Origin of the sequence: Mesorhizobium sp. CU3 (assembly GCF_006442965.1) — a bacterium.
Lineage (GTDB): Bacteria > Pseudomonadota > Alphaproteobacteria > Rhizobiales > Rhizobiaceae > Mesorhizobium.
The window spans coordinates 39310-55779 of record NZ_VFWX01000018.1 but is presented as its reverse complement, the minus strand read 5'-3'; the positions used below and the strand labels follow the sequence as shown (position 1 = coordinate 55779).

Annotated in this window: 17 protein-coding genes; 12 read left to right on the top strand and 5 right to left on the bottom strand. The window is 64.8% G+C overall.

What is annotated here, in order from left to right:
• Positions 1 to 17: 17 nt before the first annotated feature.
• The 3 genes from FJ988_RS24290 to FJ988_RS24280 all read left to right on the top strand — a co-directional run bounded on the left by FJ988_RS24290 (position 18) and on the right by FJ988_RS24280 (position 2868).
• Positions 18 to 1223, top strand: a complete 1206-nt coding sequence (locus tag FJ988_RS24290; protein ID WP_140820891.1) for an aminotransferase class V-fold PLP-dependent enzyme — start codon at positions 18 to 20, stop codon at positions 1221 to 1223.
• A 74-nt stretch (positions 1224 to 1297) separates the two neighbouring features.
• Positions 1298 to 1795: a 5-(carboxyamino)imidazole ribonucleotide mutase gene (gene purE / locus FJ988_RS24285; RefSeq protein ID WP_140820890.1), complete on the top strand. Its 498-nt coding sequence runs from the start codon at positions 1298 to 1300 to the stop codon at positions 1793 to 1795.
• Positions 1792 to 2868, top strand: coding sequence for a 5-(carboxyamino)imidazole ribonucleotide synthase (locus tag FJ988_RS24280; RefSeq protein WP_140820889.1), 1077 nt, complete (start codon positions 1792 to 1794; stop codon positions 2866 to 2868). The genes purE and FJ988_RS24280 overlap by 4 nt, the downstream gene beginning before the upstream one ends.
• A 7-nt stretch (positions 2869 to 2875) precedes the next feature.
• Here the strand turns inward: FJ988_RS24280 and FJ988_RS24275 are convergent, their stop codons facing one another.
• The gene (locus tag FJ988_RS24275) at positions 2876 to 3298 is read right to left on the bottom strand and encodes a lysozyme inhibitor LprI family protein (protein WP_140820888.1); all 423 of its coding nucleotides are present in this window, start codon (positions 3296 to 3298) and stop codon (positions 2876 to 2878) included.
• Between the two features lie 244 nt (positions 3299 to 3542).
• Between FJ988_RS24275 and ykgO the strand changes: the two genes are divergently transcribed.
• From ykgO to FJ988_RS24260, 3 genes are all read left to right on the top strand, one after another.
• Positions 3543 to 3668 carry a type B 50S ribosomal protein L36 gene (gene ykgO, locus FJ988_RS24270; RefSeq protein ID WP_040974291.1) on the top strand — a complete coding sequence of 42 codons (126 nt, stop codon included), beginning with the start codon at positions 3543 to 3545 and terminating at the stop codon, positions 3666 to 3668.
• Positions 3669 to 3800: 132 nt separating this feature from the next.
• Positions 3801 to 4436 (top strand): hypothetical protein, encoded by a 636-nt coding sequence (locus FJ988_RS24265; RefSeq protein WP_140820887.1) that lies wholly within the window; start codon positions 3801 to 3803, stop codon positions 4434 to 4436.
• 146 nt (positions 4437 to 4582) lie between these two features.
• A complete protein-coding gene (locus FJ988_RS24260) occupies positions 4583 to 5644 on the top strand; it encodes an alpha/beta fold hydrolase (RefSeq protein ID WP_140820886.1) in 1062 nt (353 codons plus the stop codon).
• A gap of 52 nt (positions 5645 to 5696) precedes the next feature.
• On the opposite strand, the gene pyk is transcribed toward FJ988_RS24260, so the two are convergent.
• Together pyk and FJ988_RS24250 are read right to left on the bottom strand one after the other, a co-directional pair.
• Positions 5697 to 7124 carry a pyruvate kinase gene (gene pyk, locus FJ988_RS24255; protein ID WP_140820885.1) on the bottom strand — a complete coding sequence of 476 codons (1428 nt, stop codon included), beginning with the start codon at positions 7122 to 7124 and terminating at the stop codon, positions 5697 to 5699.
• Positions 7121 to 7612, bottom strand: coding sequence for a DUF1036 domain-containing protein (locus tag FJ988_RS24250; RefSeq protein WP_140820884.1), 492 nt, complete (start codon positions 7610 to 7612; stop codon positions 7121 to 7123). Before FJ988_RS24250 ends, pyk begins: the two co-directional genes overlap by 4 nt.
• A gap of 236 nt (positions 7613 to 7848) precedes the next feature.
• On the opposite strand from FJ988_RS24250, the gene FJ988_RS24245 reads away from it, so the two are divergent.
• The 3 genes from FJ988_RS24245 (at position 7849) to FJ988_RS24235 (ending at position 10552) form a co-directional block, all read left to right on the top strand.
• Positions 7849 to 8646, top strand: coding sequence for an N-formylglutamate amidohydrolase (locus FJ988_RS24245; protein ID WP_140820883.1), 798 nt, complete (start codon positions 7849 to 7851; stop codon positions 8644 to 8646).
• 11 nt (positions 8647 to 8657) lie between these two features.
• Complete coding sequence (locus FJ988_RS24240; protein ID WP_140820882.1) at positions 8658 to 8966, top strand: DUF1244 domain-containing protein; 309 nt, start codon at positions 8658 to 8660, stop codon at positions 8964 to 8966.
• 404 nt (positions 8967 to 9370) lie between these two features.
• Entirely contained in the window at positions 9371 to 10552 is a 1182-nt protein-coding gene (locus FJ988_RS24235; protein WP_140820881.1) for an MFS transporter, read from the top strand.
• Here FJ988_RS24235 and FJ988_RS24230 read toward each other — a convergent pair.
• Entirely contained in the window at positions 10510 to 11424 is a 915-nt protein-coding gene (locus FJ988_RS24230; RefSeq protein WP_140820880.1) for a LysR family transcriptional regulator, read from the bottom strand. The two genes, FJ988_RS24235 and FJ988_RS24230, sit on opposite strands and share 43 nt — an antisense overlap.
• Positions 11425 to 11550: 126 nt before the next feature.
• On the opposite strand from FJ988_RS24230, the gene FJ988_RS24225 reads away from it, so the two are divergent.
• The 3 genes from FJ988_RS24225 to FJ988_RS24215 all read left to right on the top strand — a co-directional run bounded on the left by FJ988_RS24225 (position 11551) and on the right by FJ988_RS24215 (position 13180).
• Positions 11551 to 11754, top strand: a complete 204-nt coding sequence (locus tag FJ988_RS24225; RefSeq protein ID WP_140820879.1) for a DUF680 domain-containing protein — start codon at positions 11551 to 11553, stop codon at positions 11752 to 11754.
• Between the two features lie 59 nt (positions 11755 to 11813).
• Positions 11814 to 12032, top strand: coding sequence for a DUF680 domain-containing protein (locus tag FJ988_RS24220; RefSeq protein ID WP_140820878.1), 219 nt, complete (start codon positions 11814 to 11816; stop codon positions 12030 to 12032).
• Positions 12033 to 12223: 191 nt separating this feature from the next.
• Positions 12224 to 13180 carry an SDR family oxidoreductase gene (locus FJ988_RS24215; RefSeq protein WP_140820877.1) on the top strand — a complete coding sequence of 319 codons (957 nt, stop codon included), beginning with the start codon at positions 12224 to 12226 and terminating at the stop codon, positions 13178 to 13180.
• Between the two features lie 73 nt (positions 13181 to 13253).
• Here FJ988_RS24215 and FJ988_RS24210 read toward each other — a convergent pair whose 3' ends face one another.
• Positions 13254 to 16424, bottom strand: a complete 3171-nt coding sequence (locus FJ988_RS24210) for an efflux RND transporter permease subunit (RefSeq protein ID WP_140820876.1) — start codon at positions 16422 to 16424, stop codon at positions 13254 to 13256.
• Positions 16425 to 16470: the final 46 nt, after the last annotated feature.

Here is a 16470-nt window from a genome sequence, read left to right as displayed (position 1 = left end):
TCAGGGAGTCCACTCACATGAAAACCTATTCCGACGCCGGCTCCAACACCACCATCCGCGAACGGCTGGGCTTGCGGCCGATCATCAACGTCTCCGGCACGATGACGACGCTGGGCGCCTCGATCATCGTGCCCGAGGCGATCAGCGCGATGGCCGAGATCGCCTCGCAATGGGTGGAGATGGACGACCTGCAGCGCGCCGCCAGCGCGGTCGTCGCTCGCCTGACCGGCGGCGAGGCCGGCTTCATCACCGCCTGCTGCGCTAGCGGTATCACCATGGCGATCGCCGGCGCGATGACCGGCACCAACCTGCTGGCGATCGAACGCCTGCCCGACGACACTGAAGGCCTCAAGTCGGAAGTCGTCATCCAGCTCGGCCACATCGTCAATTACGGCGCGCCGGTCGACCAGTCGATCCGTGTCGCAGGCGCCAAGGTCATTTCAGCCGGCACCGTCAGCGTCACGCAGGATTATCATGTGCGCGAGGCGATCAATGAGCGCACGGCGGCAGCGCTTTACGTCGTCGCGCACCACACCGTGCAATACGGCATGCTTTCGCTGGAGGAGTTCTGCGAGATCTGCCACGCCAAGAATGTTCCGGTGGTCGTCGACGCGGCCTCGGAATACGATCTGCGCAGCTTCCTGGCGCGCGGCGCCGACATCGTCGTCTATAGCGGCCACAAATTCCTGTCGGGCCCTACCAGCGGCATCGTCACCGGCCGCAAGGACCTTGTCCGCGCCGCCTATCTGCAGAACCGCGGCGTCGCGCGCGCCATGAAAGTCGGCAAGGAAAGCATCGCCGGCACCATGGCGGCGCTCGATGCTTGGGAAAAGCGAGACCATGCCGGCATCCGCCGGCGCGAGGAAGCCGCCCTCAACCTATGGAAGGACGCGCTGCAGGGCATTCCAGGCATCAACGCCGAGATCATTCCCGACCCGACCAACAATCCGCTCGACCGCCTGCAGGTCTTCGTGCGCCCCGAAAGCCGCTTCACCGCCGCCGGTCTGGCTTCCGCCCTTGCGGCCGGCTCGCCGCCGGTCATCGTGCGCAACCACGAGGTCGAGCGCGGCCATTTCTTCCTCGACCCCTGCAATCTGCATCCCGGCGAGGCGGAGATCGTGGCTCAACAGTTGCGGGCCGTGCTGACGGCGAAGGACCGGCCGGCGGACGCGATGAAGGTGGCGCGCAAGGAGTCAGCCGGATCGCTGCGCTGGCCGGACTAACCCGCGCAGCCCCGACAATCCTTGCGGCTAGAGGCGAATTCCGCTAAGGCGCGCCTTTGCCGGGGAGCGATACCTTGACCGATCAGCATGCCGACGTCGCCATCATCATGGGCAGCCAGTCCGACTGGGCGACGATGCGCCAGGCGGCCGAAACGCTGGAGGCGCTGGGCATCCCGCACAAAAGGCTGATCATCTCGGCGCACCGCACCCCCGACCGCCTCTATGACTTCGCGAGGGGCGCCAAGGCGGCCGGCTTCAAGGTGATCATCGCCGGCGCCGGCGGCGCGGCACATTTGCCCGGCATGACGGCGGCGATGACGCCGCTGCCGGTGTTCGGTGTTCCGGTCGAATCCAAGGCACTGTCGGGCCAGGATTCGCTGCTCTCCATCGTGCAGATGCCGGCCGGCATTCCGGTCGGCACGCTGGCCATCGGCAAGGCAGGCGCGGCCAATGCAGCGCTGCTCGCCGCGGCCGTGCTGGCGCTCAACGACGACAAATTAGCCGCCCGGCTCGAGGCCTGGCGCTCGGCACAGACCGCCAAGGTCGCCTTCGAGCCGACGGACACGCCGTGAGCCTGGCGCCCGGATCGACCATCGGCATCATCGGCGGCGGCCAGCTCGGCCGCATGCTGGCGATGGCCGCCGCCCGCCTCGGCTACCGCACGATCATCCTGGAACCGCAGCCGGACTGCCCGGCCGCGCAGGTCGCCAACCGGCAGATCACCGCCGCCTATGACGATCCGGCCGCGCTGGCCGAGCTTGCCGCAGCCAGCGACGTCGTCACCTACGAATTCGAGAATGTCCCGGTCGCGGCGGCCGGGGCGCTCGTGGCAAGCGTTCCCGTCTATCCGCCGGCCCGGGCGCTCGAAGTGGCGCAGGATCGCGTCACCGAAAAAAGCTTTCTCAACGGCATCGGAATTCCGACCGCCGAATTCCGCCCCGTCGACAATGACGACCAACTGACGGCGGCGCTGAAGAGTTTCAACGGCAGCGGCGTCCTGAAGACCCGCCGCATGGGCTATGACGGCAAGGGCCAGCGCGTCTTCCGCAACATGGAGACCGGCGGCTTTGCCGGCACCTGCGAGGCTATGGGCAATGTGCCGCTGATCCTGGAATCGCTCGTCGCCTTCGAGCGCGAGATTTCCGTGATCGCCGCGCGCGGCCGAGACGGCGGCATTGCCGTCTACGATCCGGCCGAGAACGTGCATCGCGAGGGCATATTGCGCACCTCCACGCTGCCGGCCGCGATCGGGCCTGAAACGGCCGCGGCGGCCAAGGATGCGGCAGCGAAGATCCTTGCCGCGCTCGACTATGTCGGCGTCATCGGCGTCGAGTTCTTCGTCCTTGCCGACGGTTCACTGCTGGCCAACGAGTTGGCGCCCCGCGTCCACAATTCCGGTCACTGGACGGAGGCTGCCTGTGTCGTCTCGCAGTTCGAGCAGCATATCCGCGCCGTCGCTGGCCTGCCGCTCGGCTCGCCCGCCCGCCATTCCGCCTGCGTGATGGAAAACCTGATCGGCGACGACATGCTGAAAGTGCCGGCGCTGCTGACAGAGCCCGATCTGCTGCTGCATCTCTACGGCAAGGCGGAATCGCGCCCCGGCCGCAAGATGGGCCATTTCACGCGGCTGACGCGAGCGAAATAGCTATCGCCTACTGCATGTCCTGGTCGTCGTCCCCATCCGAGCCGCCGCAGTTCACATCGCCCTCCTTGCAATTGGCGCCGGAGGTGATCTGCTTGGTGCGGGCTATCGTAAGTCCCGTCAGGCACTGCGAAACCTCCATCGGATGGATGGAGCCGCCGACACTGTCGGCGGTCGTATAGGCGCATTCGGCGTCACGGAAGGTGATCCAGGCGCGCTGCGCGGTCTGCAACAGCTTGTTCGAGGCCTGGTCGTTGCGGCGCACCAGCTCCTGATAAGCCTCGTTGAGCTTGGCGTCGGCCGCCTGATAGTCGGTGTCGGCGCAGATGTTCATCATTGTCTGGCTGTCGTCGCCACGGTCGCATTCTTGCGCCCAGGCGGCCGTGTTGGCAGCCAGAAGGACAATGCAGGCGGGCAAAACGAGACGGCGCATAGGGATTCTCCGGTCGCTTGGGCGTCGGACCACCATTCCAGCCGCCTTTGAGTCGCGCAAGGCGCCCCGGAGGAACAGGCAAATATTTGATAAGGGGCCGCCGCTTGTGGCATTCCACCGTCTCACGTGGTTGACACGGACGACACTCCTCGTTTATGAGCCACCGCAAGTTCAAAGGCGCGCTTTTTCCGGGCGCGCCTTTAAAATTCGGCCCGGGACGGGCCCTGACCGAACAGGCAAGACCATGAAGATCAAGAATTCGCTCAAGGCGCTCAAGGCGCGTCACCGCGACAACCGGCTGGTTCGCCGCAAGGGACGCATCTACATCATCAACAAGACCGCTCCGCGCTACAAGGCGCGCCAGGGCTGACGCTTGCGCGCGGCGCCGTGCATGCCGAACGGCATGCATGAAGAAGCGCCGCGCTGATGTCGATTGCCGGTTCGCCGGCCCTCTCACGCAAAATCACTTTGACGATCCGCCGCCCGGGATTAGATTCCGGCGATGCGGATTCGTTTTGCATTTCTCACCGCCCTTTTGCTCTCCGGCATGGCTTTGCCTGCGGGCGCGGAAACGGTGCAGGGCGCACTGCCTCCAGACACCGTGCCGCCCGCCGCTGCACCGCCGGCCGCGACACCGCCACCGGAGGCCCCGACCAAACAGGGCCGTCTCGACCAGCTCTTCACCGAATTGAAGCGCGAGCGCAACGAGAAGGCTGCCGAGCGCATCGCCGGCCGCATCTGGAGCGAATGGAACCAGTCCGGCAGCGCCTCCATCGACCTGATGATGCAGTGGGCGCAAAAGGCGACGGAAGACCAGAAGTTCGACGTCGCGCTCGATTTCCTCGACCAGGTGGTGACCTTGCAGCCCGACTATGCCGAAGGCTGGAATCGCCGCGCCACCGTGCATTTCATGATGAAGAATTACGGGAAGTCGATGGCCGACATCGACCGCACCCTGCAGCTCGAGCCGCGCCATTTCGGCGCGCTTTCGGGCCTCGCCCAGATCATGGCCGAGACCGGCCACAAGCAGTCGGCGCTGGAGGCCTGGCAGAAGGTGCTGGCGATCTACCCGATGATGCGCAGCGCCCAGAACCAGGTGTCGACGCTGTCGGAAGAGCTGGCGGGCGAAGGAATTTGATAGGCAAGGGGAGTAAGGGAATAGGGGAATAAGGGAGTATGTTTGGATGCCGTAAACGGCGCCAAGAATGGTTTACCCTACTCCCCTACTCCCCTACTCCCCTACTCCCCTGAACCAAAACCCTCTCCACCTCCGTATATCCCCGCATGAACCTCATCTGCGCCGCCTTCCTTTTCCTCGTCGCGCTCCTCCTTGCCCTCGCCGGCGTCACCCGCATCGGCGTCTGGTCGATCGAGCGCCGTAACCCGGCCGTCGGCGAATTCGCCGAAATCGATGGCGTGCGCATCCACTATGTCCATGTTCCGGCGTCAGCGGGCGCCAGCCTGCCGCCTGTTGTCTTCATCCATGGCGCCAGCGCCAATCTGAAAGACCAGATGCTGCCGCTGAGACCGTTGCTCGAAGGCCGTGCCGAAATGCTGTTCCTCGACCGTCCGGGCTTCGGCTGGTCGGAACGAGGCGGCAACGACACGCTGGCGGCGCAGGCCGATACGATCGCCCTGCTGATGGATCGTCTTCATATCGGCAAAGCGATCATCGTCGCCCATTCCTTCGGCGGCGCGATCACCACCGCTTTCGCCCGCCAGCATCCGGACAGGACGGCCGGCCTCGTCTTCCTCTCGCCCGCCAGCCATCCCTGGCCCGGCGGCGCGACCGCCTGGTACTACAAGCTGACCGCCGTTCCGGTGGTGGGCTGGCTGTTTTCGCAGACGCTGGCCTATCCGGCCGGCATGGCGCAGATCGGCGATGCCACGGCCTGTGTCTTCTCGCCGAACAAGGTGCCTGAGGGTTACATCGGCAACGCCTCGATCCCGCTGGTGCTGAAACCATCGGCGTTCCGCGCCAACGCCGTCGATGTCGCCCAGCTCTACGACTATGCGCGCTCCGCTTCGCCGCATTATCGTGAGATCAAGGCGCCGACCGTCGTCATATCGGGCGATCGCGACAAGATCGTCTACGCCACCATCCACTCGGTCGGCCTGCAGCGCGACATCTCAGGCGCCGAGCTGGTCTGGGTCCACAATCTCGGCCACAAGCCGGACTGGATCGCGCCCGACCTCGTCGTTGGCGCCATCGAGAAGGTCGCCGGCGCGCCGGTCGATCTCCAGGCCTTGGCGAAAACCGTGGAAGGCCGCATCGCCGACGATGCCTATAACGACGGCAAATGCCCGGATATCAAGGTGCCCGACGCCGAGTTGGCACCGACCTGATTTGGGGCCAGGCCGCTACTTGCAGGCCGGCCTCACCTGAATGTCGGCATACCTAGCGGCTATCCGACCCGACATAGGCAATCCGCAGCATATTGGTCGAACCCGGCGTCCTCAACGGCACGCCGGCCGTGATGATCACCCGGTCGCCCGGCTTTCCGAAACCTTCGTCGAGCGCGATGCGGCAGGCGCGGTCGACCATGTCGTCGAGGTCGGTGGCATCCGGCGAAACGACGCAATGCGTGCCCCATAAAAGCGACAGCCGGCGCGCCGTGTTGAGGATCGGCGACAGCGCCACGATCGGCACCTGCGGGCGCTCGCGCGCGGCGCGGAGCCCGGTGGTGCCCGACGCGGTGTAGGTGATGATCGCCGACAGTTTCAGCGTCTCGGCGATCTCGCGCGCGGCGAGCGAAATCGCATCGGCCCCGGTCGCTTCCGGCTCGGAGCGCTGCGCGTTGATGATGCCGGCATAGGTCGGGTCGGTTTCGACCTTGGTGGCGATGCGGTTCATCATCGCGACGGCCTCGACCGGATAGGCGCCGGCCGCGGATTCGGCAGACAACATGATCGCGTCGGCGCCTTCGAATACGGCGATCGACACGTCGGACACCTCGGCGCGCGTCGGCACCGGCGCGGTGATCATCGATTCCAGCATCTGCGTGGCGACCACCACCGGCTTGCCGGCGCGACGCGCGGCGCGCGTGATCTGCTTCTGGATGCCGGGCACGGCCTCGAGCGGCATCTCCACGCCGAGATCACCGCGCGCGACCATCAGCGCGTCCGACAATTCGATGATCTCTGCCAGGCGGGCGACAGCCTGCGGCTTCTCGATCTTGGCCATGATCAGTGCCCGGCCGCGCGCTATCTTGCGGGCTTCCGCCAGATCCTCCGGCCGCTGCACGAAGGACAGCGCCACCCAGTCGACGCTTGCCGCCAGCACCGCGTCGAGATCGGCGCGGTCCTTCTCGGTCAGCGCGCCGACCGGCAGGTCGGTGTCGGGCAGGCTGACGCCCTTCTTGTCGGAAATCGTCGTGCCGGCGACGACGGTGCAGGTGATCGACTTGCCGTCGCTCTTCACCGCCTTGAGCTCCAGCTTGCCGTCGTCGATCAAAAGTCTGTGACCGGCCTCGACCGAGCTCAGGATTTCCGGATGCGGCAGGTAGACGCGGCTGGAATTGCCGGGCTGTGGATTGTCGTCAAGCGTAAAGGTCTGGCCGGCGGTCAGCGCTTCCTTGACGTTGGCGAACTTGCCGACGCGCAACTTCGGGCCCTGCAGGTCGGCAAGGATGCCGATCGGCCGGCCGACGACCGCCTCGACGGCGCGGATGCGGGCGACCAGCGTGCGCATCAGCTCGTGGTCGGTGTGGCTCATATTGATGCGGAACACATCTGCGCCCGCTTCGAACAGCTTCTTCAGCATTTCCTCGGAGGAGGAAGCCGGACCGATGGTGGCGAGGATCTTGACCTTGCGGTTACGTCTCATTGACTGTTTGTTCCCGGAGCAGGGGCGGCCGCTGGCGCGCCTCCCGTTGCGGGCTCGTCGGTCAGCTGGACCATCCAGCTTGCCTGCTCGCCCGTGTCATATTCCTGAAATCCGGCGCGCTGAAAGCCCCGGGCGACGCAATCGTTCACGCCGGCGATCTTGAACTCTTTTTCGGCCACGCACATGTTGATCGGGCCGTCCCAGCGCCCGCCGCGCTCGGCGTCTTCTGCATAAAGATAGTAAAACCTTGATGACAGCGGCCCCTCGATCAGCGTCTTGCAGGTCGATCCTTCGATGTGCCACCAGCCTTCGGTGATCCAGCCGGCCTTGGCGCGATAGCCGATGCCGACACCCACCAGATTTTGCGTCGCGTTGCAGACGCGGAAGTCGGCTCGGGCGGGCGAGGTCGCGGCGAGCGCACAAAATCCCACGCCGACGATGAGCAGCGGCAGGGTAAGCCGCTTCCGCAGCCTGCCGGCAAAACCCATCTCGAAACCCCTCACGAACCACATTTGCATCTCTCGACGCCCCTTTTCAGCAAAGTGCGGGCGCATGTCAACGCGCCGTTTTGTTCAATTCCAATCGATTTAGAAGAGCCCAGGGCGCAAGATCTCGTCCGATGCGGGATTTTTTGCAGCAACCTTGGCCAAACAACGGCATTGCGCCAGCGTCCTCTTCGTGGAATGACGATACCACATTCGCGCGACCAGCCTCTTTTCAGCCGATGACCCGATCCACAGTTTTCGCGCCGTTCGATATTGTCGAGGGCGATCGCAAGAAAGGCATCGTGCTTCTGGCCGACCACGCCCGCCGCGATCTTCCCGAAGAGTATGGCAGCCTCGGTTTGCCGGCGTCCGAATTCGAACGCCACATCGCCTATGACATCGGCGTCGAGACGGTGACGCGCGAACTGGCCGCGGCGCTCGATGCGCCCGCGGTGCTCGCCGGTTTCTCGCGGCTCTTGATCGACCCCAACCGGGGCGAGGACGATCCGACGCTGATCCGCCAGCTCTATGACGGCACGATCGTGCCGGGAAACTATCCCATGGCGGCGCAAGAGCGCGAGCGGCGCCTCGACCGTTTTTATCGCCCCTATCACGACGCCGTCGGCGCCATGATCGCCTCGGTCGCGCAGGCCTCCGGCAAAGCGCCGTTCATCTTCTCGGTTCATTCCTTCACACCGGTGATGCAGGGCTTCGTCCGCCCCTGGCATGTCGGCGTCTTGTGGGATCTCGACGGCCGCGTGGCGCGGCCGCTGATCGATATGTTGGCGCAGGACAAGACCCTCGTCGTCGGCGACAACGAACCTTATGACGGCGCGCTGCGCGGCGACACCATGTTCCGCCACGCCATCGTCAACGGCTACGCGCATGCGCTGATCGAGATACGCCAGGATCTGATCGCCGACCGCATCGGCGCGCTTGCCTGGGCCGAACGGCTGGCGCCGATCGTTGACGCCATCGACCGCCGTGCCGATATACACGAGGTAAAGATGTTCGGCTCGCGCACCGGGCCAGTGTGAAAGGCCCTTCTATGACCGAACTCAGCCAAGAGCAGCAACGCGATTTTGAGGCGGCCGCCTTCCGCCGCCTGGTCGAACATCTGCGCGAGCGCGGTGACGTCCAGAACATCGACCTGATGAACCTCGCCGGCTTCTGCCGCAACTGCCTGTCCAACTGGTACCGCGAGGCCGCCGAGGCGGATGGCGTTGCGCTGTCGAAGGACGCCTCGCGCGAGATCATCTACGGCATGCCCTATGCAGAGTGGCAGGCGCTCAACCAGACCGAGGCGTCGGAAGCCAAGAAGGCCGAGTTCGAGGCGCGGCGGCCGAAGGATCATTAGCGCCGTCGATCGCCTTCGCGACGTCGTCATTCTAGGGCGAAGCAAGGAGCGAAGCGACGCGCGCAGACCCTGGAATCCATGCCGTGACGTCGGCCGAAGAATGCCGCGGTCCAGAAAAGGGGGATCATACCGCTGGCGCTGCAGCACCAGGTCTGCACCGATGCGACGCCTCGACGTCACGGCATGGATCCTCGGGTCTGCGCGCGTCGCTTCGCTCCTTGCTTCGCCCGTGGATGACGACGCGACAGGCGTTTCGGCTAATCTCCAGCGTTCCCGAGTCGAGCAACTAGGCAGGACAAAACCTACCTCGCCCCCTTGGTCCAAGCACTTCCCGTACCCGGCCCTTGACCCCAAATTGAATCGATCTAATTTGCCACGCGAAACGACTTGGCCTATCGGAGACCATGAACGCGCAAACCACGATCGAGGCCGCTGTCCGCGGCCGCTGGGCAGTCGCCGGCATTTTCCTCGCCAACGGTTTCCTGACCGGCAGTTGGGCGCCGCAGATTCCTGTTTTCCTCACCCGGCTCGACATCACCAAGTTCACGCTCGGCCTGCTGATCCTTCTGTTCGGCGTCGGTGCGGTGCTGGCGATGACCTGGTGCGGCCATCTCATTTCCAGGCACGGCTCGCGCAACGTGGTGCGCATGTTCGGCATTTGCGGCAGCTTCGGCCTGCTGGTCGTGGCGCTGGCCCCTAACGTGCCGCTGGCGGCGATCGCCATGCTTATCTTCGGTGGTTCGATCGGCGGCATGGATGTCGCCATGAACTCCAACGCCGTCGTGGTGGAAAGAAAGCTCTCCCGCGCCATCATGTCGTCCTCGCACGGTTTCTGGAGCCTCGGCGGTTTCGCCGGCGGCGCGCTTGGCGGCTATTCCATCCAGACCTATGGCTATCTCGCCCATGCCATCGTGGTGACGGCCATCGCCTTTGCCGTCATCGCCTTTGCCATTGGCCATCTCGTCGCGGACGACAAGCCGCAGGCCGTCGAGCATCAGAAATTCGCGCTGCCGCGGCACACGGCCGTCTATCTGGTCGGGCTGATGGCGCTGCTCACCATGATCTCCGAGGGCGCCGTGCTTGATTGGGCGGCGCTGTTCCTGCACCAGGAACTCGGCGCCGACCTTGCCGTCGCCGGCCTCGCCTATGCCGCCTTCTCCGGCGTCATGGCGCTGATGCGTTTCCTGGGCGATGGCGTGCGCAACCGCTTCGGCGCCGTGGCGACCTTGCGCGGCTCGGCGCTGGTCGCCGCAGCCGGCATGCTGGTCGCCGGCCTGTCCCCCTCGCCCTACCTTGCCATCGCCGCCTTCGCCTTCTGCGGCTTCGGCATCGCCAACATGGTGCCGATCCTATTCTCGGCCGGCGGCAATCAGGAAGGCATGTCGTCCGGCACCGGCATGAGCGTCGTCACCACCATGGGTTATTCCGGCATATTGGTGGCCCCGTCGGCGATCGGTTTCGTCGCCGAGCATTCGAGCTTCGGCCCGATCTTCGTCGCGCTGTCTGGCCTGCTGGTCGTCGTGATGCTGATGGCAGGGCTCGCTCACCGTGCCGAATTCGCGCCCGAAACTGTTCCTGCCGAATAGCGCTTCAACTCCTCATACAGGAAATCCGCGACGCGGCGGATGCGCATGCTGGTGCGCACGTCGCGATGCATGACCAGCCAGACAGGCAGCACCGGCAAGGGCAGTTCGGGCAGCAGCTTTTCCAACAGAGGATCGCGGGCAGCCAGCGGCTCCTGGCCGATGCCGATGCCGTATCCCGCGCGCACCGCCTCCCACAGCACGATGTGGTTGTCGCTCCTGAAGCGGAAGGCGCTGCGGGCAACCGGCACGCCGAACGCGGCAAAGCCGCGGATCATCTCGTCGCTGCGGTCGAAGCCGATCAACGGATGGTCGGCAAGATTGCTTGGCTGGCGCGGACGGCCGTTCCTGTCCAGGTACGATCTCGCCGCGCAGACGCAAAGCGGAATGTCGGTGACCTTGCGCGCCACCAGTTCGTTCTGCGCCGGCTTCACCATGCGTACGGCAATGTCGGCATCCCGCCGCAACAGGTTGTCGACCTGATTTGAAGCAGCGATCTCGACCTCTATGCCGGGCTCCTCGGCGCCGAGACGAGCCATCATCTGCGGTAGCACATAGGCTGCCACCATTTCTGAGGCGGCGATGCGCACGGTGCCCTCGATCGCTTCGACCGATCCCAGCGCTAGCAGCGAAAACGCATTCGCCTGCTCGCTGACGACCCGGCCGCGTTCGTAGAGGGCGGTGCCCGCCTCGGTCAGTTCATAGCCGCGCCGGCCGCGCCGGAACAGGGTGACGCCGAGCGCCTGCTCCAGTTCGCCGATATGGCGCCCGAGCGTCGGTTGGCTGGCCGCCAGCTTGCGCGCGGCGGCCGAGAGACTCCCGGTTTCCGCCACTGTGACGAAGCTCTTGATGAGATTCCAGTCAAACTCTTGCATTCATTCTTGAATATCAGATCGCCAAAATCAGTCAATTTCCATTCGAATTCAAACCAGCGATATTCGGAATGCAACGTCAACCGGCTCTTCTCCGAGCCACCAACATTGAAACCAGGAGTAACTGAAATGACCAAGATCGCACTCACCCTCACCGCCGTCCTCATTGCCTCGGGCACTGCCTTTGCCGGCAGCGACAACTACGGCTCGGCCAACGCCAACCAGCCTGCCGTTTCCGTAGACAAGGGCTTCACCGCTTCGATCGAGAAGCCCGCGGCCGCCGTCAAGCAGGACGCGCATGTCGAATCCGGCCGGGGCATCTGGGGTCGCTGATCCGGCTCCATTCCCTCAGATCCATCAAACCGAACCAAACCCAACCAGGAGTAACTGAGATGACCAAGATCGCACTCGCCCTCGCCACCGTCCTCGTAGCCTCGGGCGCCGCCTTCGCCGGCAGCGACAACTACGGCTCGGCCAACGCCGACCGGCCGGCCGCGCCTGTGGCCGCCAACATCGACAACAGCGTCACCGCTTCCATCAAGAAGTCGGACGAACTGGTCCGCAAACCCATGATCCCAGGCAGCAACCGCGATCTGTTCGGAAATCGCTGAACGATCCGGTCCCGAGGGGTCTCAAAGCGGCGGGCTTGCCCGCCGCTCTGTCCGCGAACCGCCATCAAGCCCGGCCTGGCACCGTTCTGTGACCTATCCATTTTCGAATAATGAAAATGCATCGATAGAGAATTTCTATTCGTTCTCATAAAGACCATCCTGCACTCCAACGCAAACGACGGAGAGAACCAATGACCAAGATCGCAATTCTGGGCGCCAATGGCCGGCTGGGCCGCGTCGTCGGCAAGGCCTTCATCGACGCCGGCTTCGACGTCCGCGCCGTCACCCGCACCGGCAAGGTGCCCGCCGAGCTGAAGGGCGCGGCGGCGGTTGCCGGCGACGCGCTGGATCGTGACTCGCTGATCCGCGCAACCGAAGGCATCGACATCGTCTTCAACGGTCTGAACCCGATCTACACCGACTGGGGCAAGTGCCTGCCGATGGCCGAGAACGTCATGGCCGCCTGCCGCGCCAACGGCGCGCTGCATCTTTTCCCAGGAACCGTCTACAATTACGGCTCGCCGATGCCCGAAGTGATCACCGAAGCGACGCCCTTCCATCCGACCACCGAGAAGGGCCGCATCCGCTGCGCCATGGAAGAGCTGTTCCGCCGCGAGGCCGACGCCGGCCATGTGCGCACCATTGTTCTTAGGGCTGGCGACTTCTTCGGCGGCACCGGCTCGGGCTCCTGGTTCGACCTCGTCGTCGCCGCCAAGATCGCCAAAGGCGTCTACACCGCCCCCGGCCCGGCCGATCTCACGCATGAATGGGCCTATCTGCCGGACTTCGCCGTCGCCTTTGTCGGCCTTGCCCGCAATCTCGACAAAACGGGCTTCTATGAAGCGATCAACTTCCCCGGCCACGCCGTCACCGACCTCGAGATCAAGGCCGCAGCCGAGAAGGCACTCGGCCGCAAGCTGAAGCTCTCTTTCATGCCCTGGTGGGTGCTGCGCGCCGGCAGCCCGTTCGTCGCCATGTGGCGCGAGATCGTCTCGATGTCCTACCTGCGCTTCGAGCCACACCGGCTGGTCTCGTCGCGTCTGGAACAGGTTATCGGCGAAATCCCGCACACACCCCTCGACGAGGCGGTGGAGGAAGCGCTGGAGGATATAGGCATCACGGCCGCGCCGGCCCGCCAGGCCGCTTGATTGCAAAGGGTCTGTACCAGACACGCAAAGGCCGCCCGGGGACACCGGGCGGCCCTTGCCATTTCAGATCACGCTATTCCGCGGCTTTCTGGAACGCGACCGCCGGCTCGACACCGGCATCCGCGGCAGGCTGCTCGGTCGATACCTTGCCCTTGCCGCGCCGGAACAGCCGACGGAAGAAGGCATAGAAGCGGCTGTTCTTGCTGCGCGTGAACACCATCAGCATCGACGGCGTCACCACCAGTGTCAGCAGCGTCGCGAAGGACAGGCCGAAGACGATGGCCGAGGACAGCGAAATCCACCACTGCGTCGACGGCGCGTTGATCGTCGTCTCGTGATGGAAGATTTCAAGCCCAAGGCCGAAGGCGATCGGCAGCACGCCGAGGATGGCCGACACCGCCGTCAGCACCACCGGCCGCGCGCGCTCGCGGCAGGTCTGCAGCACCGCCTCCATCTTGTCCCAGCCTTCCTCTCGCAGCCGGTCGTAGGTGTCGATCAACACGATGTTGTTGTTCACCACCACGCCGGCCAGCGCGATCACGCCGATGCCCGACATGACGATGCCGAAGGCCTCGCCGGTCGCCAGCAGGCCAAGCAGCACGCCGATCGTCGCCATGACCACGCAAGACAGCACCATCAGCACGCTGGTGAACTTATTGAACTGCATCAACAGCACCAGGAAGATCAGGAAGAGCGCCGCGCCGAAGGCTTTGGACAGGAACGCGCCCGCTTCCGCACTGTCCTCGTTGGAGCCGGCGAGCTTCCAGCGAATGCCGCTGCCGAGGTCCATGTCGGCGACCGCCTTGGTCACCTCCTGCTGCACTGCCGCCACCTGCGCGCCGGCGCTGACATTGGCCTGCACCACCACGGTGCGCGCCCCGTCGATGCGGTTGAGGATCCCGACCGTCGGCTCGGGCTTCCTGACCACGAAATTCGAGATCGGCACCGACCCTTGCGAGGTCTGCACCCTGAGCTCGTCCAGCGTCGACAGCGTGCGCCGGTCTTCCGGCAGGCGCAGCCTTATGTCGACCGCGTCATCGGCGCCGGCCGGCCGGTACTCCGAAAGCTTGAGCCCGTTGGTGACCAGTTGCACCACCGTGCCGACCGAGGTCGGGCTGATGCCGTATTGCGCCGCCTTGGCGCGGTCGACCTCGATCGCCCAGTCGACGCCGGGCGGCGGCAGGCCGTCGGAAATGTCGATGACGTTGGGGATCTTGGCGATGCGCGCCGCCACCTGGCGCGCCTTGTCGTCGAGCCCGGCCGGATCGGCGGCCGACAGCCTGATCTGGATCGCCTTGCCGGTCGGCGGGCCGGCCTCCGGCACCCGCACCTCGACATCGACGCCGGGGATGCCGGCCATGACGCCGCGCAGATCGTCGAGGATCTGGTTGGCGGATTTGCGCTGGCGCCAGTCGACGAATTCGTACTGGATGACGCCGACCACGTCCTCCGGAATGTCCTGGCCGCCGCCCTGCGTCTTGCCGGCGCGCGTATAGACCGACTTCACGCCCGGCCAGCCGAGCAGCCGGCTTTCCGCCGTCTTGGTCGCAGCGTCCATCTCGGCCAGCGATAGGTTGCCGCGCGCATGCACGTAGAGCAGGCCGTAGTCCGGCTCGACGCTCGGGAAAAATTCGACGCCAGCGCCGTATTTCGCATAGCCGACGACGCTGCCGGTCAACAGCACGACGGTCAGCACCAGCACGGTGATTGGGAAACGCACCGCCTGCTTGACGATCGCCATGTACCAGCCGTCGCGATGGTCCTCCTCGTGATGCGCGGGCGCCTTGGCGAAGATCGCACCCAGCGTCGGCGTGAACACCAGCGCGTAGAGCATCGAGGCCGACAGCGTCACGATCAGCGTGATCGGCATGTATTTCATGAAATCGCCGATGATGCCGGGCCAGAACAGGAGTGGCGAGAAGGCGGCGATGCGCGTCATCGTCGCCGCGATTACCGGGCCGGCCATGCGCCTGGCGGCCAAGGCGAAGGCGTCGGCCTTCGGCATGCCCTCGCTCATGCGCCGCTCGGCGAACTCTGTGACGATGATGGCGTCGTCCACCAGCATGCCGACCGCCAGGATGAGGCTGAACAGCACGATCATGTTGATCGTGTAGCCCATCATGGCAAGCAAAAGGATGCCCATCAGGAAGGATGACGGGATGGCAAGGCCGATGAGCAGCGAGGCGCGTCCCGATAGCGCGTAGAGGATGACGATGAACACCAGGATGACGGCGATCATCACATGGTTCTGCAGGTCGCCGAGCAACTGGTTGACGAAGACCGACTTGTCCTGCGTGTAGGTGACATGCATGCCTTCCGGCATCGTCTTGATGAAGCCGTCGGACACCTCCCTGACCTTGGTCAGCGTGTCGATCAGATTGGCGCCGATGCGCTTCTTCACCTCGATGGCGATGGCCGGCTTGCCGTCGAGGCGGGTGACCGTCTCGGCATCCTTGAAAGTCGAGCGTATGGTGGCGACATCCTTGGCCTGGACAACGGCGTTGGGCGTCGCGACCACCGGCAAGTTGGCGACATCTTCCGGCGTCTCGATCAGCGACGGCACCTTGACCGCGTATTTGCCTTCCGAGCCTTCGAGATTGCCGGCCGCCACCAGGCTGTTGGAGGAGGCGACGCCCTGCATCACTTGGTCGAGCTGCAGCCCGTAGGAGGAAAGCTTCACCGGATCGATGACGACCTCGACCAGGTCGTCGCGCGCACCCTGGAGCGAACCTTCGAGCACGCCCGGCACTTCCTCGATACGGTCGCGCAGTTCACGAGCGGCCGATGTCAGCACGCGCTCCGGCACATCGCCGGAAAGCGTCACCACCATGACCGGGAACTCCGAGACGTTGACTTCGGTGACTACCGGCTCCTCGGCCGCCTGCGGCAGATCGGCCTTGGCATCCTGCACCTTCGAACGCGTGTCCTGCAGCGCGGTGGCCAGATTGGTCTGCGGCTGGAACTCGACCAGAACATAACCACCGCCCTGGAAGGCGGCAGAGCGCATCTCCTTGAGGCCCTTCAGGCTCTTCAGCTTGCTTTCCATCGGCCTGAGAAGCAGGCGTTCGGAATCCTCCGGCGAGATGCCCTGGTAGATCAGGCTGACATACATCATCGGAATCGGAACGTCGGGCTCCGCTTCCTTCGGCGTCGACTGATAGGCAACCCAGCCCGCGACGAGCAGGAACAGCAGCGCCGATATTGTGAGGCGGGCGTTGTTGATGGCGAGTCTGACGATATCCATGACTTCGGCCTGCTATTCCCTGGACTGCGAACCGGCCACCGGGGCA